This window comes from Lentzea chajnantorensis (assembly GCF_054300775.1).
This window is the reverse complement of sequence record NZ_JBSDZT010000002.1, coordinates 2,921,371-2,943,336: the sequence shown is the minus strand read 5'-3', so window position 1 is coordinate 2,943,336 and position 21,966 is coordinate 2,921,371. Positions and strand designations below refer to the sequence as shown.

At 71.2% G+C, this 21,966-nt stretch carries 15 protein-coding genes and 1 pseudogene; 13 read left to right on the top strand and 3 right to left on the bottom strand.

Annotated elements, in window-relative coordinates:
* Positions 1-25 precede the first annotated feature (25 nt).
* From ACVDFE_RS15205 to ACVDFE_RS15180, 6 genes and pseudogenes are all read left to right on the top strand, one after another.
* On the top strand, positions 26-1,507 hold the full coding sequence (locus ACVDFE_RS15205) for an aldehyde dehydrogenase family protein (RefSeq protein WP_458430813.1): 1,482 nt from the start codon (positions 26-28) through the stop codon (positions 1,505-1,507).
* 126 nt (positions 1,508-1,633) lie between these two features.
* Positions 1,634-2,803, top strand: coding sequence for an NAD(P)/FAD-dependent oxidoreductase (locus ACVDFE_RS15200; RefSeq protein WP_458430812.1), 1,170 nt, complete (start codon positions 1,634-1,636; stop codon positions 2,801-2,803).
* 25 nt (positions 2,804-2,828) lie between these two features.
* Positions 2,829-3,953: a Glu/Leu/Phe/Val family dehydrogenase gene (locus ACVDFE_RS15195; RefSeq protein ID WP_458430811.1), complete on the top strand. Its 1,125-nt coding sequence runs from the start codon at positions 2,829-2,831 to the stop codon at positions 3,951-3,953.
* Positions 3,950-5,029 carry a CaiB/BaiF CoA transferase family protein gene (locus tag ACVDFE_RS15190; protein ID WP_458430810.1) on the top strand — a complete coding sequence of 360 codons (1,080 nt, stop codon included), beginning with the start codon at positions 3,950-3,952 and terminating at the stop codon, positions 5,027-5,029. Before ACVDFE_RS15195 ends, ACVDFE_RS15190 begins: the two co-directional genes overlap by 4 nt.
* A 1-nt stretch (position 5,030) precedes the next feature.
* Positions 5,031-6,192, top strand: a pseudogene (locus tag ACVDFE_RS15185) (acyl-CoA dehydrogenase family protein).
* Between the two features lie 63 nt (positions 6,193-6,255).
* Complete coding sequence (locus ACVDFE_RS15180) at positions 6,256-6,849, top strand: TetR/AcrR family transcriptional regulator (protein ID WP_360390118.1); 594 nt, start codon at positions 6,256-6,258, stop codon at positions 6,847-6,849.
* Between the two features lie 4 nt (positions 6,850-6,853).
* On the opposite strand, the gene ACVDFE_RS15175 is transcribed toward ACVDFE_RS15180, so the two are convergent.
* Positions 6,854-7,549, bottom strand: coding sequence for a peptidylprolyl isomerase (locus ACVDFE_RS15175; protein ID WP_360390121.1), 696 nt, complete (start codon positions 7,547-7,549; stop codon positions 6,854-6,856).
* Positions 7,550-7,716: 167 nt separating this feature from the next.
* Between ACVDFE_RS15175 and ACVDFE_RS15170 the strand changes: the two genes are divergently transcribed.
* From ACVDFE_RS15170 to ACVDFE_RS15160, 3 genes are all read left to right on the top strand, one after another.
* Positions 7,717-7,905 carry an antitoxin gene (locus ACVDFE_RS15170; protein ID WP_360390123.1) on the top strand — a complete coding sequence of 63 codons (189 nt, stop codon included), beginning with the start codon at positions 7,717-7,719 and terminating at the stop codon, positions 7,903-7,905.
* A 232-nt stretch (positions 7,906-8,137) separates the two neighbouring features.
* The gene (locus tag ACVDFE_RS15165; RefSeq protein WP_458430809.1) at positions 8,138-10,174 is read left to right on the top strand and encodes a hypothetical protein; all 2,037 of its coding nucleotides are present in this window, start codon (positions 8,138-8,140) and stop codon (positions 10,172-10,174) included.
* 52 nt (positions 10,175-10,226) lie between these two features.
* Entirely contained in the window at positions 10,227-10,916 is a 690-nt protein-coding gene (locus ACVDFE_RS15160; protein ID WP_458430808.1) for a hypothetical protein, read from the top strand.
* A gap of 7 nt (positions 10,917-10,923) precedes the next feature.
* Here the strand turns inward: ACVDFE_RS15160 and recQ are convergent, their stop codons facing one another.
* Entirely contained in the window at positions 10,924-12,948 is a 2,025-nt protein-coding gene (gene recQ / locus ACVDFE_RS15155; protein ID WP_458430807.1) for a DNA helicase RecQ, read from the bottom strand.
* A 39-nt stretch (positions 12,949-12,987) separates the two neighbouring features.
* Complete coding sequence (locus ACVDFE_RS15150; RefSeq protein WP_458430806.1) at positions 12,988-14,838, bottom strand: Xaa-Pro dipeptidyl-peptidase; 1,851 nt, start codon at positions 14,836-14,838, stop codon at positions 12,988-12,990.
* Between the two features lie 99 nt (positions 14,839-14,937).
* Between ACVDFE_RS15150 and ACVDFE_RS15145 the strand changes: the two genes are divergently transcribed.
* The 4 genes from ACVDFE_RS15145 (at position 14,938) to ACVDFE_RS15130 (ending at position 21,957) form a co-directional block, all read left to right on the top strand.
* Positions 14,938-15,876, top strand: a complete 939-nt coding sequence (locus ACVDFE_RS15145; protein WP_458430805.1) for an iron-containing alcohol dehydrogenase — start codon at positions 14,938-14,940, stop codon at positions 15,874-15,876.
* A gap of 91 nt (positions 15,877-15,967) precedes the next feature.
* Positions 15,968-17,269, top strand: coding sequence for an alpha/beta hydrolase (locus ACVDFE_RS15140; RefSeq protein WP_458430804.1), 1,302 nt, complete (start codon positions 15,968-15,970; stop codon positions 17,267-17,269).
* Positions 17,266-19,743 (top strand): rhomboid family intramembrane serine protease, encoded by a 2,478-nt coding sequence (locus ACVDFE_RS15135; RefSeq protein WP_458430803.1) that lies wholly within the window; start codon positions 17,266-17,268, stop codon positions 19,741-19,743. The genes ACVDFE_RS15140 and ACVDFE_RS15135 overlap by 4 nt, the downstream gene beginning before the upstream one ends.
* A gap of 93 nt (positions 19,744-19,836) precedes the next feature.
* Positions 19,837-21,957 (top strand): ATP-binding protein, encoded by a 2,121-nt coding sequence (locus tag ACVDFE_RS15130; RefSeq protein WP_458430802.1) that lies wholly within the window; start codon positions 19,837-19,839, stop codon positions 21,955-21,957.
* Positions 21,958-21,966: the final 9 nt, after the last annotated feature.

The following is a 21,966-nucleotide window of genomic DNA, read 5'->3' as shown; positions in this document are numbered from 1 at the left end:
GCCGGGCAGCTACCAGGGTGGAGACATGGCCTACGTCTCCACGAACCCGTCGAACACCTCCGACGTGGTCACCGAGATCGAGCTCGGGACCAGCGCGACCTTCGTCGACGCCGCGGGACGCGCGAAGGCGGCGCAGCGCGAGTGGGCTCGGGTGCCCGCCCCCGTGCGCGGTCAGGTCATCGGCAACATCGGCCGCCTGGTGGAGGCCAACGCCGAGAAGCTCGCCCAGCTCGTGACCCGCGAGATCGGCAAGCCGATCGGCGAGGCCCGCGGCGAGGTGCGGGAGATCGTGGACACCTGCGACTTCTTCGTGGGCGAGGGCCGCCGCCTCTACGGGCAGACCGTCCCGTCGGAGATGCCCGACAAGCAGCTCTTCACCTTCCGCAACCCGGTCGGGGTGGCCGCCGTGATCACCGCGGGCAACTTCCCCGTGGCGGTCCCGTCCTGGTACATCGTGCCCGCGCTGCTGTGCGGCAACTCAGTCGTGTGGAAGCCCGCCGAGTACTCCGCCGCCTCCGCCCAGGCCTTCTACGACCTGTTCCAGGCAGCCGGCCTCCCCTCGGGCGTGTTCGAGGTCGTGTTCGCCGAGGGCGCGGAGACGTTCACCGGCCTGGAACGGGCCCTGCAGCAGGGCCTCGTCGACAAGGTCGGCTTCACCGGCTCCACCGAGGTCGGTGTGCGCATCGGCGAACTCTGCGGCCGCCACCTCCAGACGCCGTGCCTCGAACTCGGCGGCAAGAACCCGATGGTCGTCACCGAGGACGCCGACCTCGACCTCGCCGTGCAGGGCGCGTTGTTCGCCGGCTTCGGCTCCGCCGGCCAGCGCTGCACCTCGCTCGGCACGGCGATCGTGCACGAGTCGCTGTACGACGAGTTCCTGGCCCGCTTCACCGCGGCCGTGTCCGACGCCGTCGTCGGCGACCCGACCGGCGACGTCCTCTACGGACCGCTGCTGGACGAGAAGTTCGCGCTGGCGTACGAGAAGTACCTCGGCTGGATCGGTGAGCACCACGTGGTGCACGGCCCGATCGGTCGCATCACCTCCTCCCACCCTCGTGGTGGGTTCACGGGCACGGGCGGCTTCTTCTACCACCCGGCGGTCGTCTCCGGCGTCCGCGCGGACGACGAGCTGTTCCTGCAGGAGACCTTCGGCCCCATCGTCGGCGTGATGGCGTACTCGTCGCTGGACGAGGCCGTCGAACTCGGCAACGCACCGGGCTACGGCCTGTCGTGCTCGATCTACACCACGGACCCGGACAAGGCGTTCCGCTTCCGCGCGGGCATCTCCGCCGGGATGGTGAGCGTCAACAACTCGACGTCCGGGGCCGAGGCGCACCTGCCGTTCGGCGGCAACGGCAAGAGCGGCAACGGCTCCCGGCAGTCGGGTGTGTGGGTGCTCGACCAGTTCACCCGGTGGCAGTCCATGAACTGGGACTACTCGGGCACGCTGCAGAAAGCGCAGATGGACACGCTCGAGATCGAGGCGGACCTTGGCTTCCGGCTGTGACGGTGGCGGGGCGCCGAGTGCCGTCGTGAGCCCGGCTCCCGCTGCACCGGTGCAGCGGGTGGCCTGCGGCTCGGTCCGGCCGACGCGCCCGGGACCGCCGTGGCGCCACGAGATCGGAGGCCTGCCATGACGTCCGGCTCAGTGGAGCTCCCTGCGCGGGCTGAGGTCGTCGTCATCGGTGGCGGGGTGATCGGCACGTCCATTGCCTTCCACCTCGCCGAAGCGGGCGTCCGCGATGTCGTCGTCGTGGAGAGGGACGAGCTGGGCTCCGGGTCCACCTGCAAGGCTGCAGGCGGGGTGCGCGCCCAGTTCTCCGACGAGCTCAACATCAGGCTCGGTGCTCGGTCTCTCGAAGCGTTCCAGCGCTTTCCGCAGCGGCCCGGGCAGGAGATCGATCTCCACCGGGTCGGCTACCTGTTCCTCCTCTCCTCGGCTGACCACGTGACGGCGTTCGAGCGCAACGTCGACCTGCAGAACTCCCTCGGCGTGCCGAGCCGGATGCTGTCGGTCGAGGAAGCCCGGCGGTTGTCTCCGCTGGTCGAAACGGACGGTCTGCTGGCGGCGGCCTATTCGCCGGAAGACGGACACTGCACGCCCGAGTCCGTGGTCCTGGGATATGCCACCGCTGCCCGCCGGATGGGGGCCCGTTTCTGCACCGGAACTGCCGTGGAATCGATAGTAGGGGCCGGGTCCGACACTTTTCGGGTCGAAACCGGCCGCGGCACCGTCATCACCCGGACGGTGGTCTGCGCGGCCGGTGCGTGGTCGCGCTCGATCGGCGAGATGGTGGGCGTCGACCTGCCGGTTTCCCCGCTGCGGCGGCAGGTGGTGTTCACCGGGCCCATGCCGGAGTTACTCGATCGGGTGGTTCCCTTCACCATCGACTTCGGCAGCACCTTCTACTTCCACCGCGAGGGCCGCGGCCTGCTGTTGGGCATGTCCGACCCGGACGAGACGCCGGGGTTCAAGCTGGAGGTGTCCGACGCGTGGCTGCCGCGGCTCACCGAGGCGATCGGCCGGCGGGCACCGCGGCTGCTCGACGTCGGCGTGCGCACCGGGTGGGCCGGGCTGTACGAGGTGACCCCGGACCACAACGCGCTCATCGGCCAGGCGGAGGGCGCGGGCCGCTTCTTCTACGCCACCGGGTTCTCCGGGCACGGTTTCCTGCAGGGACCCGCGGTCGGCGAGGTCGTGCGCGACCTCGTGCTGGGCCGGGAGCCCTTCCTCGACGTGTCCGCCCTGGACGCCTCCAGGTTCACGGCCGGCCAGGCGCGGCCGGAGCTCAACCGCGTGTGAAGCCCGACCGGGAGGGGGAAGTGCGGTGGACGTTCTCCAGCTCATGGACGAGTGGGGACCCGAGAAGGTCGTCGCGGTGTCGGACCGGCGCACCGGCATGAAGGGCGTGCTGATCATCGACAACACCGCGCGCGGCATGGGCAAGGGCGGCACGCGGATGAGCCCCGGCGTGACGGTCGCGGAGATCGCGCGGCTGGCCAGGGTGATGACGTGGAAGTGGGCCGGGGTCGACCTCTTCTTCGGTGGCGCCAAGGCGGGGATCCGGTTCGACCCCGCCTCCCCCGGCAAGGAGGCGGCGCTGCGGGCGTTCGCGCGCAAGCTGTCGAACGAGGTGCCGCGCGAGTACGTGCTGGGCCTCGACATGGGCCTCACCGAACGGGACGCCGCGATCGTCCAGGACGAACTGTCGGACCGCGGCGCTATGATGGGCGCACCGGCTCAACTCGGCGGCTTGCCGTACGACGAGCTGGGCGTCACCGGGTTCGGTGTGGCCGAGGTGGCGGACGAGCTGATGCCCCTGCGCGGCAAGCGGGTCGCGATCCAGGGCTTCGGCGCGGTGGGTGCCGCGACGGCGAAGCGGTGCGCCGAGCTGGGCGCGATCGTGGTGGCCGTCTCTTCAGTTCACGGCGCGTTGGTGGACGCCGGAGGTCTTGACGTCGACCGGTTGTTGCGGCTGCGCGCGGAGTGCGGCGATCTCGCGGTGGAGGAACACGGCGGCGGTGCCCTGCGGGCGCTCGGCGCCGAGCTGCGGGTGCCGTGCGACGTGCTGGTGCCCGCGGCGGTGCAGGACGTCGTCGACGCCGATCTCGCGAAGGAGCTCGACACCGCGCTCGTGGTCGAGGGGGCGAACCTGCCCACCTCCCCCGCGGCGCAGGAGGTGCTGGCCGCGCGCGGGATCACCGTGGTGCCGGACTTCATCGCGAACGCCGGCGGCGTGGTCGCGGCGGCCTTCGGGATGGACGCGCGGTACTCGCCGTTCCCCGTCGACCCCGCGGTGGTGCTCGACGCGGTGTCGGTGAAGCTGCGCGCGAACGCGGCCAGCGTGCTCGCCGAGGCGCGTAATCGGGGTACGACAACACATGCAGCAGCGAGAGAGGTGGCTCAGGAACGCGTGCTCGCGGCGATGCGGCTGCGGGGGCGGGTCGCATGAGCTCGCTCGAAGGGGTGGTGATCGCCGACTTCAGCAGGGTGCTGGCCGCACCCTACGCGACCATGGTGCTCGGTGACCTGGGTGCCGAGGTGGTCAAGGTCGAACAGCCCGGCCGGGGCGACGAGACCCGCACGTGGGGTCCGCCTCACCACGGCGACGAGGCCACGTACTTCCTGTCCGTCAACCGGAACAAGACGTCCGTGCAGATCGACCTGGGCACCGCGGCGGGCCGGGAGCAGGCGCGCGAGCTGATCGCGCGCGCCGACGTCGTGGTGGAGAACTTCAAGCCCGGCACGATGAAGAGGTTCGGACTGGACTACGAGTCGCTCGGCCGCGACGACCTCGTGTACTGCTCGATCTCCGGGTTCGGCTCCGGCAAGGGGGCCGACCTGCCCGGCTACGACCTGCTCGTGCAGGCCGTCGGCGGGTTGATGAGCGTGACCGGTGACGGCACGCCGGTGAAGACCGGTGTGGCGCTGGTCGACGTCCTGACGGGCTTGCACGCCTGCGTGGGCGTCCTGGCCGCGTTGCGGCACCGGGAGAAGACCGGGCTGGGGCAGCGGGTCGAACTCGACCTGTTGTCGGTGTTGTTGTCCAGCATGGTGAACCAGAGCGCGGGCTTCACGCTGGCCGGTGCGATCCCGGAGCCGCTGGGCAACCGGCACCCGTCGATCGCGCCGTACGAGGTGTTCCCGACGGCCGACCAGCCGATCGCGCTCGCGGTGGGCAACGACCGGCAGTTCCGCCGGTTGTGCTCGGTGCTCGACGTGCCGGAGCTGGCGACCGACCCGCGGTTCGCGGCGAACCCGGACCGGGTGGAGAACGTGGACGCGTTGTTCGAGGTCCTCGCGCGGCAGCTGCGGGAACGGCCGGCGCGGCACTGGTTCGAGACCTTGACGCCCCTGGGCGTTCCGTGCGGGCCGGTGAACGACATCGCGCACGCGTTCGCGCTGGCCGAGTCGCTCGGCCTCGCTCCGACCACGACGATCGACGGCATGACGCTCGTCGCGAACCCCATCCGCCTGTCGCGCACACCGGTGAGCTACCGGCTGCGCCCGCCGAAGCTGGAGCCGTGAAGTGCAGGACCCGTTGCAGCTGCTGGACATCCCGTCGTTGCTGAGCGACGAGGAGCGCGACATCCAGGCCACCGTCGCGGCGTTCCTGGCCGACCATGTCCGGCCGCACGTCGCCGGCTGGTTCGAGGAGGGCGTGCTGCCGCGCGAGCTGGCGCGGGAAGCTCGGCAAGCTCGGTGTGCTGGGCATGCACCTGGAGGGCTACGGGTGTGCGGGCACGTCGGCGTTGGCCTACGGGCTCGCGTGCCTGGAGCTGGAGGCCGTGGACAGCGGCATCCGCAGCTTCGTGTCGGTGCAGGGCTCGCTGTCGATGTTCTCGATCTGGCGGTACGGGTCGGAGGAGCAGAAGCAGGAGTGGCTGCCGAGGCTCGCGGCGGGCGAGGCGATCGGGTGCTTCGGCCTGACCGAGCCCGACCACGGCTCGAACCCGAAGGGCATGCGCACGCGCGCGGTCCGCGACGGCTCCGACTGGGTGCTCGACGGCACCAAGACGTGGATCACGAACGGCGGGCTGGCCGACGTCGCGACCGTGTGGGCGCAGACCGGCGACGGCGTCCGCGGGTTCCTCGTGCCGCGCGGCACCCCGGGGTTCACGACGCACGACATCAAGCACAAGCTGTCGATGCGGGCGTCCGTCACGTCCGAGCTGGTCCTGGAGGGCGTGCGGCTGCCCGACAGCGCCCGCCTGCCGGGGGCGACGTCGCTGGGCGCACCGCTGTCGTGCCTGAACGAGGCCCGGTTCGGGATCGTGTTCGGGGCGGTCGGTGCCGCCAGGGACTGCCTGCGGACGGCACTGGGCTACGCGGCCACGCGGATCCAGTTCGACCAGCCGATCGCGGCGTTCCAGCTGACCCAGCGCAAGCTCGCGACGATGGCGGTGCAGGTGAACAACGCCATGCTGCTCGCGCTGCACCTCGCGCGGCTGAAAGAGGAGGGCCGGCTCAGGCCGGAGCAGATCAGCGTCGGCAAGCTCAACAACGTCGAGGCGGCCATCGCGATCGCGCGGGAGAGCCGGACCGTGCTCGGCGCGAACGGCATCTCGCTGGAGTACTCGCCGCTGCGGCACGCGAACAACCTGGAGTCGGTGCTGACCTACGAGGGGACCTCCGACATCCACCTGCTCTCCATCGGCCACGCGTTGACCGGAATCGCCGCATTCCGCTGATCTTCGCCCTATCCTGCACTGGCAGTTCGTCGAAAGACGTTCGACGGGGAGGACGTCCTGCCAGTGGACACGAGCAGCCGCAGCGACGCGCGCCGCAACCGCAAGCGGTTGCTGGAGGCGGCGACGCACGTTCTGCGGGAGGAGCCGACGACGGCGACGATGCAGTCCATCGCTCGCGAGGCGTGCCTTTCGCAGGCGACCGCGTATCGGCACTTCCCGTCCGTGGAGGCGCTTGTCGTCGCCTACCACGAGGACGTCATGACGTCGTTGGCCGAGCACGGCGAGAAGTCGCGCAAGACCGGCAAGGACCTGTTCGAGCACCAGGTGGCGCACTGGGTCGAGCTGCAGGACGTGCACGGTCCGGTGATCGCGCGGTTCTGGTCCCAGCGCGGGTTCCTCGACCGGCTGCGCTGCTCCGACGCCACGGCGGCGGTGTTCTGCCGCGCGTGGGACCGGGCCTTGCGCGGCGTGCTGATCGACCTGGCACTGCCGGACCCGCTGCTGCCGGTGGGCCGGTTCCTGCACAACGCGCTGTTCGACCCGCGGGAGATCCTCGACCTCACGAGAGCCGCCGGACTCCCTGGCGAGCAGGTGGTCCGGCGGCTCTCGGACGCCTTCTACGGCGCGTTGTCGGGGTGGGCCCGCTCCGGGGCCTGACGGGTCAGATGCCGAGCGGGAGCACCCACCTGAGCTCGGACTTGACGTTCGGGCGGCCGTCGACCGGGTTCTCCCCCGCGATGCCGCCGGCGGCGATCTTGTCGAGCGTCTTCAGGCCCTCGGGCAGGATCTGGCCGAACACGGTGTAGTTCGGGCGCAGGACCGAATCGGACTGGACGAGGAAGAACTGCGAGCCGTTGGTGTCCGGGCCGGCGTTGGCCATGGCGAGCGTGCCGCGCGGGTAGATGCGGCGCTGGCCGGTCGGGTCGTTCGGCACGGGCTGCAGGTCAGTCGGCAGCTCGTCCCGGTACCTGTATCCAGGGCCGCCCTCGCCGGTGTTGGATGGGTCGCCGCACTGCAGCACCTTCAGCGTCGGGTACGCGGTGAGGCGGTGGCACTCGGTGCTGTTGTAGAAGCCGCGGTGGGCGAGGTGGATGAAGCTGTGCGTGGTGCACGGCGCCTTGGTGCGGTCGAGCACGAGCGGGATGTCGCCCTGGTTGGTCTTGACCTTGACCAGCACCTTGCCCCTGGTGAACCAGGGGTCGTGCGGCACGGGCACCGGGCGGGCGGCGGGCTCCTCGGGCGTCGCGGTGTAGCCGCAGTCCGGCCTGGCCAGGTCTTCCTGCGCGGCCGCGGTGCCCGTCGTGCCGAAGACGACGGCGAGTGCCGCCACCGCCAGTCCAGCTGCGATTCGCCTCATGCGCGTTTCCTAGTGGAGGGGGTCGTGGCCCGGCAAGGGTTAACGGATCACTCAGCTGCCGGTCATCTGTGTCCCTCCGCGCGTGACTCGCCACGCTTCACCCCATCCAGCGACGTGTATCGGATGCCAGACCGGGTATCCCGACTCCATAGGGAGGTGATGCAGTCATGGGCTTTGACGAGTTGAAGGACAAGGCAAAGGACCTTGTCGGTCAGCACGGCGACAAGGTCGACCAGGGCGTGGAGCGCGCAGGCCAGTTCGCCGACGAGAAGACCGGCGGCAAGCACAGCGAGCACATCGACCAGGGCGAGGACAAGCTCAAGGAAGGTCTCCGGAAGTTCGGCGGCCAGCAGTGACCTCCGCGGCCGGCGCACTCATCTGGAGTGCGCCGGCCGCTTTCGCTTCAGCACGCGACCAGCACCCCGTGCAGCCGAACCCACCGGAAGTGGGCATCTGAGGCTGTTCGTGCGGGTGAGTCGCATGTGAGTTAGGCGGGAAACCGCCGAACGCGCTGTCTGCGCACCACCCGTCCGAGTTACTTCCGCGATCCTGCCGTCCCGGTTACCGTCGTTCGCCGGGATCGCGGAGGTGAAGGTGGATCCGAGCGGGCTGTCGAGAGCGGCACGGCTCACCGCGTTGGCCGGGTTGTGCCTGGTCACGGTCCTCCTGCTGCTCCCGGCGGCGATCAGCGTCAGCACCGGCGGCACCGCTCCGGAGTTCCTCGGCGAGTTCGGGCGCTGGCTGTGGCCGGCGGTGGGCGTGATCGTGCTGGTCGCGGTGGTCCTGGCCGTCTGGGAACGGGTCCGCGGGCACGAGACGTCGAGCCGGTCGGCCGCGCTGAACCGGGTCGAGGCGCGGGTCAAGGCCCTGCTCGCCTCCTCGCTCGCCGCGCAGACCCAGGTCAAGCTCGGTGTGCTGCGCCAGCCGAAGCTGTCCGTCCGTGCGGACGGCGACGAGATCTCCTCCACCGACCTGCCCGCCGTGTACGACCGGCTCGGCCACACGATGGTGCTGGTCGGACCGGTCGGCAGCGGCCGGTCGACGCTGCTGCGCGAACTCTGCCTGGTGCTCGTGGAACGGGCCCGCAACGACCCCGGCGCACCGATCCCGGTCGTGGTCGACCTCGCGACCTGGCGGCCGTACGGCGCGCGCAAGCCCACCGAGTTCACCGCGTGGCTGCTGCGCGAGATGAACCGCCGCTACGGGATCAGCCGCTCCGCCGGCACGATCTGGCTGCGCCGGAACCGGGTGGCCGTGCTGGTCGACGGGCTCGACGAGGTGCCGCGCGCCGACCGCGAGCACTGCGAGTCCGAACTGGCGCCGTTCGCCTCGGTCGTGGTCTCGACCGGACCCATCGAGAACCTGCCGTCCGTCCACGTCGTCCCCCTGTCCCGCGGCGAGGTGCTGGAGTACGTCGCGTCGGTCAGCCCGCGGCTCGACAGCCTGGAGGCCGCGCTGACCCCGGAGGTGTGGGAGCAGCTGACCTCCCCGCTGGCGCTGAACCTCCTGGCGCTGACGCACCTCGACAAGCAGGTCGACACGATCGGCACGGACCTCGTCGGTTCCTTCGTCGTCGAGCGGCTCTCCGGTCAGCGCGGGGCCGGTCCTGCGATCCGCGCGCTCAAGTTCCTGGCTCGGCTCGGCCGACCGGACCTCGGTGCGCCCGTGCACATGCCACACCGCCGTGCGTGGTTACCGCTGCTGCCGACGCGTCCGCTGTGGTTGCTGTTCATCCGGGCCGTACCCGCCGCATTCGCCGGTGGGGTGTGTGCGGTGACGTTCATAACCGGGCTGCAGCTCGGCTTCTGGTCCGCGTTGACGTTCGTGGTGTCGGCTTCGCTGATGCTGGTGTGGGTGAACAAGCTGCCGCACGTGTTCCATCCGCCAGGGCGCGCACACGGTCTGATAACCGCCGGGATGGGTTTCCTGGCCGGTCTGGTCATGGGCTTGTTGGTCGGTTTCGTGGGTTTGTGGCTCGGCGGGATAGCAACGCCGTGGCCGTACTTCGCCGCGTATGCGTTCGTGGTGGTGGCGACATTCTTCTTGGCATTGGGTTTTGTCCCCGGTGACGCGCCTGTGCCGTGGTCGATCCTGATCACGGCGGCGCCCGGTGTGTCCATGGTGTGGGTCGGGCCGCATTCCGTCCTGGCCGGTATGGGACTGGGGTTCTCCGCGGGTGTGGCGGGCGGCGTGTTCGCGGCGGCGGTGGGACGGGTGTGGCGCACGGTGCGCCCGGCACAGCACCAGCGGATGCGGCTCGGCCGGCCGTGGTGGGTGCAGCCCGCGGTGCCGTTGGCCGGTGCGGTGGGGCTGCTGGGCGGCATCGCGTCGTTCGGGTCGTGGGGTGCGGCGCTGGGCGTCGCGCTCGGGTTGATGGTGACACCGGTCGCCGCCCGCGACTACGTCTGGCCGTTCGACGCGCTCGCGGAATGGGCGGCGGAAGGCCTCACCCGGCCGTTGTCGCTGGGTGAGTTGTCGTTCCGCCGCACGGCTTTGCTGCACCTCGCCGAGGACCGGCTGCTGCTCACGCGGGTCGACGGCGAGTACCGCTTCACCCACGTCGTGGTGCGCGACCACCTGGCTGCCTGCGACCCGACCGCGCTGGTGAGGGCCACCCGTCGTTGAACCGGGCCGTTCCGCGGGCCGTACGGCCTGACAGAAGGGTCGGGTGTTGCACATGCGCTGGTCAAAGGGCTGGATCGCGGCCGCCGGGGTGTTCTCGGTCGTGGCCGCGGTCGGGGGTACGGCCTTCGCTCTGGCTGGATCGGGTTCGCCGTCGGCGCAGACCTCGGTCGCCGGCAAGGAGGTCTGCGCCGGGGAACCACTTGAGCTCAAAGAGGTCGGCGGGCCGGCCGGGGTGTTGTCGGACCAGATCCCGGTGGGGACCTCACTGCGCATCACGAACCTGGCCAACAAGCGCAGGATCACCGTTCCCGTGGTGGGAACGGCGCAGAAGTGCGCGGTGCTGAACTACGCGGCGTACGAGACGCTGCGGTCGCCGGACGCCGCGCGAGGTGGAGCGGAAACGGTTCTCCGGCGCGTGCTCGTGGAGATAGTGGGAAATGCGCCGGCGCCGGACCCGTCGGCGAAGGCACAGGTGCGGGCTTCCGGGACCGCGGGACGAGTTGTGTGCGAGGGGGCTTCGGTCGCGTTGTCCGACGTGGGCGGGGCACCCGAGGCGTTCTCGTCCGTCCTGCCGGTCGGGACCGTGGTGCGGGTGACGCACCTGGACAGCGGGCGGCAGGTGACAGCGCCCGTCGTCGGGGTGGGACGCGGGTGCCTGGTGTTGAACCGGACGGGATTCGCCGCGGTCGGGACGTCGGGCAGGAACGTGGTGGGCGGGGTGCGGATCGAAGTGGTGGGGTGAGGCCCCGTCACCAGTCGAGGGGCTCCTCGGGCTCGGGCCACTCCTCCGGTTCCGGCAGCGAGGAGAACCCGTCGTCGTCCGAGGCGCCGGGGGCCCAGGCACCGGCCGCGGTGGCGCGCGACGACGGCCGGGCGGACCGCGCGGGCTTCGCCGGGGTGCCGGTGCCGAGGAGCGCCTGGTCCGGTGCCGCGGCACCGGGACCGGCGTCGGCCACCAGTTCGAGGACCGCGGTGCCGTACTTGGTCAGCTTGGCCTGGCCCACACCGCTGACGGTGCCGAGGGCCGCGAGCGTGGTGGGGCGGGAGGCCGCGATGCCGCGGAGGGTGGCGTCGTTGAAGATCACGTAGGCCGGGACCGCCTGCGTGCGGGCCTGGTCGGCGCGCCACTTGCGGAGGGTCTCGAAGAGCGGGGCGGCCTCCGTGGGGAGGTCGGCGGCGGCCTTCGGCTTGGCACCCGGTGTGGCGGTGCGGGTGGTGGAGCGGGCCGGGGTCATGTCCTTGCGCATCATGACCGTGCGCTTGCGGGACAGGACGTCGCCGCTGGCCGGCGTGAGGACGAGCGTGGAGTACTCGCCCTCCACGGCGAGGAGGCCCTGGGCGAGGAGCTGGCGGACCACACCGCGCCACTCCGACTCGGTGAGGTCCTCGCCGAGGCCGAAGGTGCTGAGGCGGTCGTGGTCGAACTGCAGGACCTTGGCGGTCTTGCGGCCCAGCAGGATGTCGATGGCCTGGCCGGCACCGAACTTCTGGTTGCGCTCGGTGCGCAGGCGCCAGACCGTGGAGAGGAGCTTCTGGGCCGCGACCGTGCCGTCCCACGACTCGGGCGGGGTGAGGCAGGTGTCGCAGTTGCCGCAGGGAGTGCCGGGTTCTCCGAAGTAGTCGAGCAGCGAGGTGCGGCGGCAGTTGACGGTCTCGCAGAGGGCGAGCATCGCGTCGAGGTGCGCCTGGCTGCGGCGGCGGAACGCCTGGTCGCCCTCCGAGGACTCGATCATCTTGCGCTGCTGCACGACGTCGGCGAGGCCGTAGGCGAGCCAGGCGGTGGACGGCAGGCCGTCGCGGCCCGCGCGGCCGGTCTCCTGGTAGTAGCCCTCGACGGACTTCGGCAGGTCGAGGTGGGCGACGAACCGGACGTCCGGCTTGTCGATGCCCATGCCGAAGGCGATGGTGGCGACCATGACCAGGCCGTCCTCGCGCAGGAAGCGGGCCTGGTTGCGCTGGCGGACCGAGGCGTCGAGGCCCGCGTGGTACGGCAGCGCCTCGACGCCGTTCGCCACCAGGAACTCAGCGGTCTTCTCGACCGAGGCGCGCGACAGGCAGTAGACGATGCCCGCGTCACCGGCGTGCTCGCCGCGCAGCAGGTCGAGGAGCTGCTTCTTGGGCTCCTTCTTCGGCACGATCCGGTACTGGATGTTCGGGCGGTCGAAGCTGGAGACGAACAGGCGGCCGTCGCCGAGGTCGAGGCGCGTGAGGATCTCCTTGCGGGTCGCCTCGGTCGCGGTGGCGGTGAGGGCGATCCGCGGGACCTTCGGCCAGCGTTCGTGCAGGTGGGCGAGCGAGAGGTAGTCGGGCCGGAAGTCGTGGCCCCACTGCGAGACGCAGTGCGCCTCGTCGATCGCGAACAGCGCGATGTCGGCCTTGTCGAGCAGCTGCACGGTCGCCTCGGAGCTGAGCCGCTCGGGCGCGAGGTAGAGCAGGTCGAGCTCGCCCGCGACGAACTCCGCCTCCACCATCCGGCGCTCGTCCCACGACAGCGACGAGTTGAGGAAGCCCGCGCGCACGCCGAGGGCGCGCAGCGCGTCGACCTGGTCCTGCATCAGCGCGATGAGCGGGGAGATCACCACGCCGGTGCCGGACCGCACCAGCGCCGGGATCTGGTAGCACAACGACTTGCCGCCGCCGGTCGGCATGAGCACGAGCGCGTCGCCGCCCGCGATCACGTGCTCGACGATGTCGGCCTGCTCGCCGCGGAACTCGGGGTACCCGAAGACGCGCTGCAGGACCTGCAGCGCGTCTCCGTGGTCGGTTGAACCCATGCCGCCGATGCTAGCGAGCGGCACCGACAACGCGGGGAGCTAGCCCAGCGCGCTCTGCGTACCTGCGGAAACGCTGAGCGCGGTGATCGGGGCGGCGGACGCGGCCGGCACCGTGCCGCGGATCGGGACCCGCACCGAGGTGTCCGCCAGGTCCACGGTCAGCCGGGGCAGCCGACCCGGCGCGACGATCACGCTGGAGTCGGTGCCGCCGATCAGCAGGCCCAGGCGGTGGCCCGCCGGGACGAGGTGGTCCGTTGTGGACAGCCGGAACGTGATGCGGTACTTGGTGCCCGGCGTGATGGTGCGCGTGGTGGAACGCGACTCGTAGTTCGCGAGGTCGGCCCACCCGCGCGCGATGACCTGCGCGTCGACGTTGCCCGCCGTGGTCTCGGTGTTGCGGTAGCAGGCGTCGTCGCCGGTGCGGCTCTCGCCCCAGCACGACTCCGCGGTCAGCGTGCGGATGCCCTCACCGGTGCGGACCCGCGCCGGGCCGTAGTCGACGAGGTACGCCGTGAGGTGCGCGGTCGGCGTCGAGGACGACACCCCCACCGTGATCGACGACGTGCCCGCGACCAGCAGGTCCGACGTCAGCGGCGCGGTCGAGTGGACGACCCGGCCGGTGTTCGAGCCGGAGAGCCACGAGGACGGCGTGCCGCTGCCGTTGTCGGTGAACGCCGCAGTCCCGGTACCGGGCGTCGTGCCGAGGCCCGCGGCAGAAGGCCGCAGCACCTGCGTGGTGGTCCCGGCGGGCGGCCACGTCTGCGTGTCCTCCCACTGGTCCGGGTTGCGTTCGACGGACGCCTGGGCCTCGTTCTCGATGCCGTTGGGCACGTCGAGCAGCCAGCGGTCGAACCACCGGTGCAGCGTCGGCACCCACTCGGCGCGCCGGAAGTCGAACGGGTCGACGTGCGCGGTCTGCGAGAACCACAGCTTCTTCGGCACGGTCGCCGGCAGCGCGTCCCAGAACTGGCCGTACTGCAGCGTCTTCACGTTGAGGTCGTTCTGGCCGTGGATGGCGAAGACGGACGCCTTCACACGCGAGGCGTTGCGCACGAAGTCGCGCTGCTGCCACATGGCCGTGTAGTCGCCGTTGGCCGGAGAGCCGTTGTTGATCTCCGTGCGCACGGCACCACAGCGCGAGCTGGCGTTGGAGTTCTCGAACTGCGAACCCAGGCCCGTCGGGGAGCTGTAGCTGCGGTAGGAGACGCCGTCGGAACGGAACCAGTCGTACCACGAGCTGATAGCGGCAATCGGGACGATGGTCTTCAAACCGTCGATACCGGTCGCCGCGACGCCGTTCGCAATGGAGCCGTCCCACGACTTGCCGATCATGCCGACGGCGCCGGTCGACCAGCTCGCGGACTTCGTCGTGCTGCCGGTGACGGTCGTGTAGCCGGTCCGGCGGCCGTTGAGCCAGTCGATCACGGCGCTGGCGGACGCGATCTCCGCCCGCCCGCCGACGTCGACGCAGCCGCGCGACCGGTTCGTGCCGAGGAAGTCGACCAGCACGACGGCGTAGCCGCGCGGGACGAAGTAGTTGTCGTAGAAGAGCGGGAACTTCACCGGGACGCCGGCCGAGTCGTAGGTCTTGACCTCGCTCTCGTTGCCGCGGCCCGCGCTCTGGTAGTACGGGCTGGCGTCCATGATCACGGGCACGCGCCCGGTGGTGGCGGGTCTGATGACGTCGGCCGTGACGCGGTCGCCGCGGCCGTCGCCGTCGAGGTCGAGGCCGGTGTCGACCCAGACGCTCTCGCGGACGGCGTCGGCCATCGAGTGGATGGGAGCGGACACGCCGCCGGACAGGGTGAACGCCGGTGTCGCCGCTGTGGCAGGGATTGGCGCGAGGGTCAGGGCCCCTACTAACGCCACTACAACACGAGCACGGTTCATGAACTTTCACGCTACGGAGTGACAAAGTCACCTAGCAGAGTCGAAAGTCTGGTTCCGCAGAGTTGCGACCGGTCCCCGCGGCGCTGAACATACGACCTCGTGAGCTTCACCTTCGAGCCGGCGCGCACGCGGATCGTGTTCGGTCGCGGCACCTCCTCCTCCGTACCCGCCGAGGTCGAGCGCCTGGGCGCCGCGCGGGTCCTGCTGATCGCCCGACATGGCGGCGACCGGGTCGCCGAGGCGCTGGGACCGCTGCTCGCGGCCCGGTTCACCGGCGCCACCGTGCACACCCCGGTCGAGGTCACCGACCGGGCGCTTGCGGTGCTGCGCGAGCACGGCGCGGACTGCGTCGTGTCGGTCGGTGGCGGGTCCGGCACCGGGCTCGCGAAGGCGTTGTCGGTGCGCGCGGGCGTGCCCCAGGTCATCGTTCCGACGACCTACGCGGGCTCCGAGGTCACGCCGGTGCTGGGCGAGACGGCGGACGGGCTGAAGAAGACCCGGCGGGACGCGGCGGTGCAGCCGGACACGGTTGTCTACGACGTCGACCTGACGCTGGACCTGCCGCTGGACGTCACGGTGACCAGCGCCGTGAACGCGCTCGCGCACGCCGTGACGGCACGCGGCAACGAGAACCCGTTGATCGACGCCATCGCCGTCAAGGCCATCGACGGCATCTTGCACGCACTGGCTGACGATCCGTCCACGGTGGACGCACGGACCGAGTTGTTGTACTCGGCGTGGTTGGCGGGAACGTGCCTGGCGTCGGTTCCCATGGGGTTGCACCACAAACTGGCGCACATTTTGGGTGGATCGTTCGGAATGCCCCATGCCGCAACGCACACGGCGTTGCTCCCCCACACCGCGCCCGCCGACCTGAGCGGGCATGTCCACGACACCGCGGCACGGTTCGGAGCCGCGACCTCGTTGCGGGAGCTGGGATTGGCGGAGTCCGATTTGTCCCGCGCCGCGGAGATCGCCGAGCACCCGGAGGCCTTGCGCGTGCTGGCGAACGCGTGGCGCGACGCACCGATCAGCTGAAGCGTTGTCAGCCTTAAGGCTGATGTTCACGTCATCGAACCGAGACCAATCTCCGATGTGGAACCTGTAGATCTGCTGATGAACTGACGGCATGTCCAGCCCCTTGGATCTGTCCCTGCTACACGGGCCGATCCCCGTCGCCGCGACTGCCGCGGGCGTGGTCGCGCTGCTCTTCCTGGCGATGCGGGCGAAACGGACGTGGTGGACGCGCGTGCTGCCGTTGGCCGTGCTGGGCTGTGCGCTGGTCGTCGCGGGGCTGGCGTACGTGGTCGACCACGTGTGGAAACCGTGGCCGGAACCGCTGCCGGCGGTCCTGCTCGGGTGGCTGGGCGCGGCACTGGTCGGTCTCTGCCTGGCGGTCGCGCGGCTGCGGACCGGGCGGTGGTACCTGCGCACGTTGAGCGTGGTGGCCGCTCTTGTCGTCGTGTCGAGCGCGGTGACGGCGACGAACGCGTTCTTCGGGCAGTACCCGACGATGCGGGCCGCGCTGGAGGTCTTCAGCAACCCGACCGTGGACCTCGACGAGGCCGCGAAGCCCGGTTCGGCCGTCCTCGAGGTGTCCGCGGGCAAGCGGCTGGCCGACGTGTGGCGCAAGCCGCCGGACCTGCCGGACAAGGGGACGGTCTCCGAGGTCGACATCCCGGGCGCCTTCAAGGCACGTCCGGCGTGGGTGTACCTGCCACCGGCGTACTCGGCGACCCCACGGCCCCGATTGCCCGTCATCGTGCTGATGGCGGGTCAACCGGGCAGTCCGCGCGATTGGCACGACGCCGGACGGCTCGTCGAGAACATGGACGCGTTCGCACGCGCGCACGACGGGCTCGCGCCGGTCGTGGTGGTGCCCGACCAGCTCGGTGCGGTGACGGCGAACCCGCTCTGCCTCGACTCGAAGCTCGGGCAGTCGGAGACGTACCTCGCACGGGACGTGCCCGCGTGGGTCAGGAAACGGCTGACCGTGGACGAACGCCGGGAGGCGTGGACCGTCGGCGGGTTCTCGCACGGCGGCACGTGCTCGTTCCAGCTGGCCGTGCGCGCACCGGACGTCTACGGCAACTTCATCGACCTCAGCGGCCAGGCCGAGCCCACGCTCGGCACGCGCGAGGAGACCGTCAAGGCCGCCTTCGCCGGGGACGAGGCGGCGTTCCTTCGGGTCAACCCGCTGGACGTCCTCGCGCGCGAACGGTTCCCGCACACCGCGGGGGTCATCGTCGTCGGCCTGGGCGACCCGGGGTTCCGCGAGGCGAACGCGCTGGTGCTCGAAGTCTGCCGCAAGGCGGGCATGGACGTGGTGCGGCACGAGCTGCCCGGCGGGCACGACTGGAACGTGTGGCGGGCCGGGCTTTACGAACACGCGCTGCCGTGGCTCGCGGCGCGGACGGGGTTGAGCAGGTGAACGGGGTGGTGGCCGTGGCGCGCAGGGCGCGGCGGATGATCGCGCGGTTGTTCCGGACGGCACCGCTGACGTGCTCGTTCCTGGTGGTGTTCTGGACCGTCGGGACGCTGGCGCCGCCGGTCGACGAGGTGCTGGAGCGGGTCGGGTTCGGCACGGACAGTCCGGCGTGGACGGTGCTGACCTCGGTGCTGTGGGCGATGGACCTGCCGGGCTACGTCGCGACGACGGTGTTCCTGCTGGTCTTCGGCGCGCTGGCGGAGCGGGAGTTCGGGTCGCTGCGGACAGCGGCGATCTTCCTGGTGTCGCACGTGGTCGGCGCGTTCCTGGGGATCTCGTGGGTGCTGCTCGGGCAGGCCGCGAGCTGGTGGTGGCTGGACTCGCTGGTCGGCCACGTGGCCGCGGGGCCGTCGATCGGCGGGGTGGGGCTCGCGCTGGCGCTGACGTTCCGCCTGCCACCGCTGTGGCGGCGCCGGGTGCGCTTGTTCACGATCTTGTCGGTGCTGGTCCTTACGCTCTACTCAGGATGGTTGGAGGACCTGCTCCGGCTGTCCGGTGGTGTGGTGGGTCTGCTGGTCGGAGCGTTGTTCCTGAAGGGAGGTGGCAAGCACAGGGCGCGCACGTTGCAGGAGACGCGGGTGCTGGTGGCGTTGCTGCTGGCGGCCTCGGCACTGGGACCGGTGGTGGCGATGCTGTCGCCCAACCAGGACGGTCCGCTGTGGTGGTTCGCCGACGTCGTGGCGGTCGTGCAGCCGTCGCAGGACGAGGTGGCGGTCGTGTGCGGCAACCCGGACGCGGTGGACCTGTGCCGGACGATGCTGGTCCAGCTGTCGTACGGGCGGTTCCCGGCGCTGGTGATGTCGGTGCTGCCGGCGATGCTGCTGCTGGTGCTCGCGGAAGGCCTGCGGCGCGGACGGCGGTTCGCGTGGTGGTCGGCGCTGGTCTGCAACGCGGCGTACGCGGCGTTCATCGGGTGGTACGTCGTGGAGGCTGCGCAGATCCCCGAACGCGGGGCGCTGGACCTGGCGTTCTCGTACAGCGTGCCGATGCTGGTGCCGCTCGCGATCACGGTCGTGCTGCTGGTGACGCGTCGTCACTTCGACGTCGCGCTGCCCCGGCGTGCCGTGGTGCGGTTCTGGCGGTTCACGCTGGGCAGTGTGGCGCTGCTGTCGGCGCTGTACGTGTTCGGCGGGTACCTGGTGCGCGACGAGCTCACCCCGGCGCCGGGGTTCTCCGAGCTGCTCGCCGACCTGCCCGCGCGGTTCCTGCCGCCGGGATACCTGGTCGGGCTCGTGCCGTTGCAGTTCTCGGCGGACGGGTTCGTGGGCGCGCTGCTGTTCGAGTACACCGGCGTGGTGTTCTGGCTGATCGCGCTCGCCGGTCTGCTGATGGCGTCGTGGCGTTCCTGGCCGACCGCGTGCACCGAGGCGGCCGAGCGCGCGCGTGCGTTGATGCGGCGCCACGGCGGTTCGTCGTTGTCGTACATGACGACGTGGCGCGGCAACCAGTACTGGTTCACGCCCGACGGCGAGACGGCCATCGCGTACCGGGTGGTCGCGACGATCGCGCTGACCGTCGGCGACCCGATCGGTCCGGCGCCGCTCGCGGCCGTGCGCGGGTTCGCCGAGTTCTGCGCGCGCAACGGCTGGACGCCGTGCCTGTACAGCGTGGGCGCGGCGACCAGGGACGCGGTGGCGGGCCTCGGCTGGTCGGCCGTGCAGGTCGCCGAGGACACCGTGGTGGAGCTGGAGGCGCTGAGCTTCACGGGCAAGAAGTGGCAGGACGTCCGCACCGCGCTGAACAAGGCGGCGAAGGCGGGCATCACCGCGGAGTGGTGCACCTTCGCCGACGCACCGTTCGCGATCACCGACCAGATCCGGTCGATCTCGGCGGAGTGGGTGGCGGACAAGGGCCTGCCCGAGATGGGGTTCACGCTCGGCGGGCTGGAGGAGCTGACCGGAGAGGGGGTGCGCTGCCTGATAGCGGTCGACGCCGACCGCACGGTGCACGGTGTCACGAGCTGGCTGCCGGTCTACGCCGACGGCGAGGTCGTGGGCTGGACGCTGGACTTCATGCGCCGACGCTCGGAGGGGTTCCGCGGCTCGATGGAGTTCCTGATCGCCTCCGCCGCGACGTCGCTGAAGGAGGAGGGCGCGCGGTTCCTCAGCCTGTCCGGTGCCCCGCTGGCCCGCCTCGACCGCGGCGAACCCCCGCGCGGGGTGCAGCGCGTGCTGGACCTCACCGGGCAGGTGCTGGAGCCGGTGTACGGGTTCCGGTCGCTGTTCGCGTTCAAGGCGAAGTTCCAGCCGACCTACCGGCCGATGTTCATGGCCTACCCGGACTCGGCTGCGCTGCCCCGCATCGCCAACGCGGTGAGCCGCGCCTACCTGCCGCACCTGAACGCGCGGCAGGGCGTCCGCCTGGCCGGCAAGATGATCATCCGTTCCCGCGACCGCGAGCCCGCGCCCGTGCGCTGACCTGTGGGCGCGCCGGGTGAGAGTGCTAGGCCGAAAGGGTGGTGAGTCGATCCTTCTCGCCGTGGCGCGCGCGAGCTGGGCAAGGATGCGCCGATGACCGTGCGGGACGATCTGCTCGACCGGCCCACGGCGTTCATCGGCCGGCACGCCGAGCTGGCCGAGGCCAGGGCGCTGCTCGGCCGGTCGCGGCTGGTGACGCTGGTCGGCACGGGCGGTGTGGGCAAGACGCGGATCGCGGTCGAGACGGCGCGCGCGGTGCGGGACGACACCGCGTTCCGGCACGGGGTGTGGCTGGTGCCGCTGGGCGAGCTCGACGACCCGGCGCTGCTGGCGAGGACGGTCGCGGCCGGGCTGCGCGTCGTCGACAACGGGCGGGACGCCGGCCCCTGCCGCCTCGTGGAGGCGTTGTACGACAAGCACTTGATGCTCGTGCTGGACGGGTGCGACCACCTGCTCGACGCCGTGCGGGACCTGGTGCACCACCTGTTGCGCCACTGCGAGGGGCTCACGGTCCTGGTGACCTCGCGTGCGCCGCTGAACCTGTACGGCGAGTGCGTGCTGCTGGTGCCGCCGTTGTCCGCTGATGATGCGCTGGCGCTGTTCCGCAACCGGGTGGCGGTCGCCGAGGCAGGGCTGCCGGAGGCGTTGGACGGAACGCCGCTGGCGGTCGAGCTGGCCGCGACGCGACCGGACGAACCGGTGCGCGCGCCAGTGCTGGAGTGGGTGGCGCGGAACTGCTCCGACGAGGATCGCGAGCTGTGGGCGGCGCTGTCGGTGTTCCCGGCGGACTTCGACCTCGCCGCGGCGACAGCGTTGTGCGGCAGGGAGATGTCGCTGTCCGCGCTGGTGGACAAGGCGCTCGTGACGGCGTCGGCGAACCCGGTGGCGGAGCGGACGCGGTACCGGCTGCAGGACACGGTCGCGCGGTTCGGTACGGGTCTGCTGACGGACCCCGATGTCGTGCGGCGCAGACATGTGCGGCACTACAGCGCGGTGGCGGAGGAGGCCGCGAGGTCGTGGTTCTCACCGGACGACTCGCGGTGGGTCGCGCACCTGCGGGAGGAGTGGCCCAACCTCCGGACCGCCATCGGGTACGCGCTGCGCTCCCCCGGCCTGGCGCCCACCGGCGCGACGATGCTGATCGACCTGGGGCGGACCCGGTTCCCCGTTCTCGCGGGCGTGCTCGGCCAGTTCCAGGACCTGCTGGCCATCGCACGCGAGGCCGTCGGACCGCCGCTGCGGACGTCGCTGGCCGCGCACCAGGCGTTGCTGGCCCTGACGCAGGGCGACCTCGCGGCGGCGGGCCCGTTGCTGAGCGAGTTGCGCGGGCAGCCACCGGATGCGGAGTCCGATGTGGACCTGATGTGGGTGGAGGCGACGCAGCTCTTCCTCGTGGCGGGCTCTGCGGACTGCGTGCCGGTGTACGAGCGCCTCGCCGAGCTGTCCAGGGAACGCTCGGCGCCGGGCGACACGTACGTCATCGAGCTGTTCCTCGCCACCGCCTCCTGCCTCCTGCTCGACGCCGAGGCCGCCGACAAGGCGACGACCGCGCTGGCCGCGAAGAGCACCGGGGTGGCCTGGTCGACCGCGTGGGCGCTGTGGCACCGCGGCCTCTACGAACTGCTGCACGGCGACCCCGCCCTCGCGCACCCGCACGCCGCGGAGGCATTGCGCATCCAGCTCACCCTCGGCGACACCCACGGTCCCGCCCACAGCCTGTGGCTGCTCGCGTGCACCTGCGCCGAACTGGGCGCCCACGACCGCGCGACCCGCCTGTTGGGCGCGCTGCGGTCGCAGGAGCGCACCACCCGGATCTCCTTCGCCGGCCTGACCCCGTTCCGCGTCCTGCTGGAACGCGCGGACCGCACCGTCCGCCGCGCACTGGGCGACGACCACCCGGTGATCGCCACCCTGGGCGCCGACCTGCGCCCCGACCAGGCGATGGAACTCGCGCTGGAACCGGTGCCCGACTCCGAGCGCCGCCCGCCGCGGCCGACCCTGCCCGGCGGTCTGACCAGGCAGGAGTTCACGATCGCGGGCCTGGTGGCCGACGGCTTCTCGGCCAAGCAGATCGGCGCCCGCCTCTTCATCTCACCCAGGACGGCGGACCGGCACGTGGTCAACATCCGCACGAAGCTGGGCCTGCCCAGCCGGGTGGCGCTGGCGGCGTGGCACCGGTCGGTGACCGGCGACGACCCCGACCGCCGCTGGTAGCCGGTTCGC

What these genes read in the sequence shown, in the direction of transcription:
- ACVDFE_RS15190 (WP_458430810.1), top strand. Translation starts at nt 3,950, where the DNA reads ATGAGCTCGCTCGAAGGGGTGGTGATCGCCGACTTCAGCAGGGTGCTG.
- ACVDFE_RS15200 (WP_458430812.1), top strand. Translation starts at nt 1,634, where the DNA reads ATGACGTCCGGCTCAGTGGAGCTCCCTGCGCGGGCTGAGGTCGTCGTC.
- ACVDFE_RS15130 (WP_458430802.1), top strand. Translation starts at nt 19,837, where the DNA reads ATGACCGTGCGGGACGATCTGCTCGACCGGCCCACGGCGTTCATCGGC.
- ACVDFE_RS15160 (WP_458430808.1), top strand. Translation starts at nt 10,227, where the DNA reads ATGCGCTGGTCAAAGGGCTGGATCGCGGCCGCCGGGGTGTTCTCGGTC.
- ACVDFE_RS15170 (WP_360390123.1), top strand. Translation starts at nt 7,717, where the DNA reads ATGGGCTTTGACGAGTTGAAGGACAAGGCAAAGGACCTTGTCGGTCAG.
- ACVDFE_RS15175 (WP_360390121.1), bottom strand. Translation starts at nt 7,549, where the DNA reads ATGAGGCGAATCGCAGCTGGACTGGCGGTGGCGGCACTCGCCGTCGTC.
- recQ (WP_458430807.1), bottom strand. Translation starts at nt 12,948, where the DNA reads ATGGGTTCAACCGACCACGGAGACGCGCTGCAGGTCCTGCAGCGCGTC.
- ACVDFE_RS15205 (WP_458430813.1), top strand. Translation starts at nt 26, where the DNA reads ATGGCCTACGTCTCCACGAACCCGTCGAACACCTCCGACGTGGTCACC.
- ACVDFE_RS15140 (WP_458430804.1), top strand. Translation starts at nt 15,968, where the DNA reads ATGTCCAGCCCCTTGGATCTGTCCCTGCTACACGGGCCGATCCCCGTC.
- ACVDFE_RS15150 (WP_458430806.1), bottom strand. Translation starts at nt 14,838, where the DNA reads ATGAACCGTGCTCGTGTTGTAGTGGCGTTAGTAGGGGCCCTGACCCTC.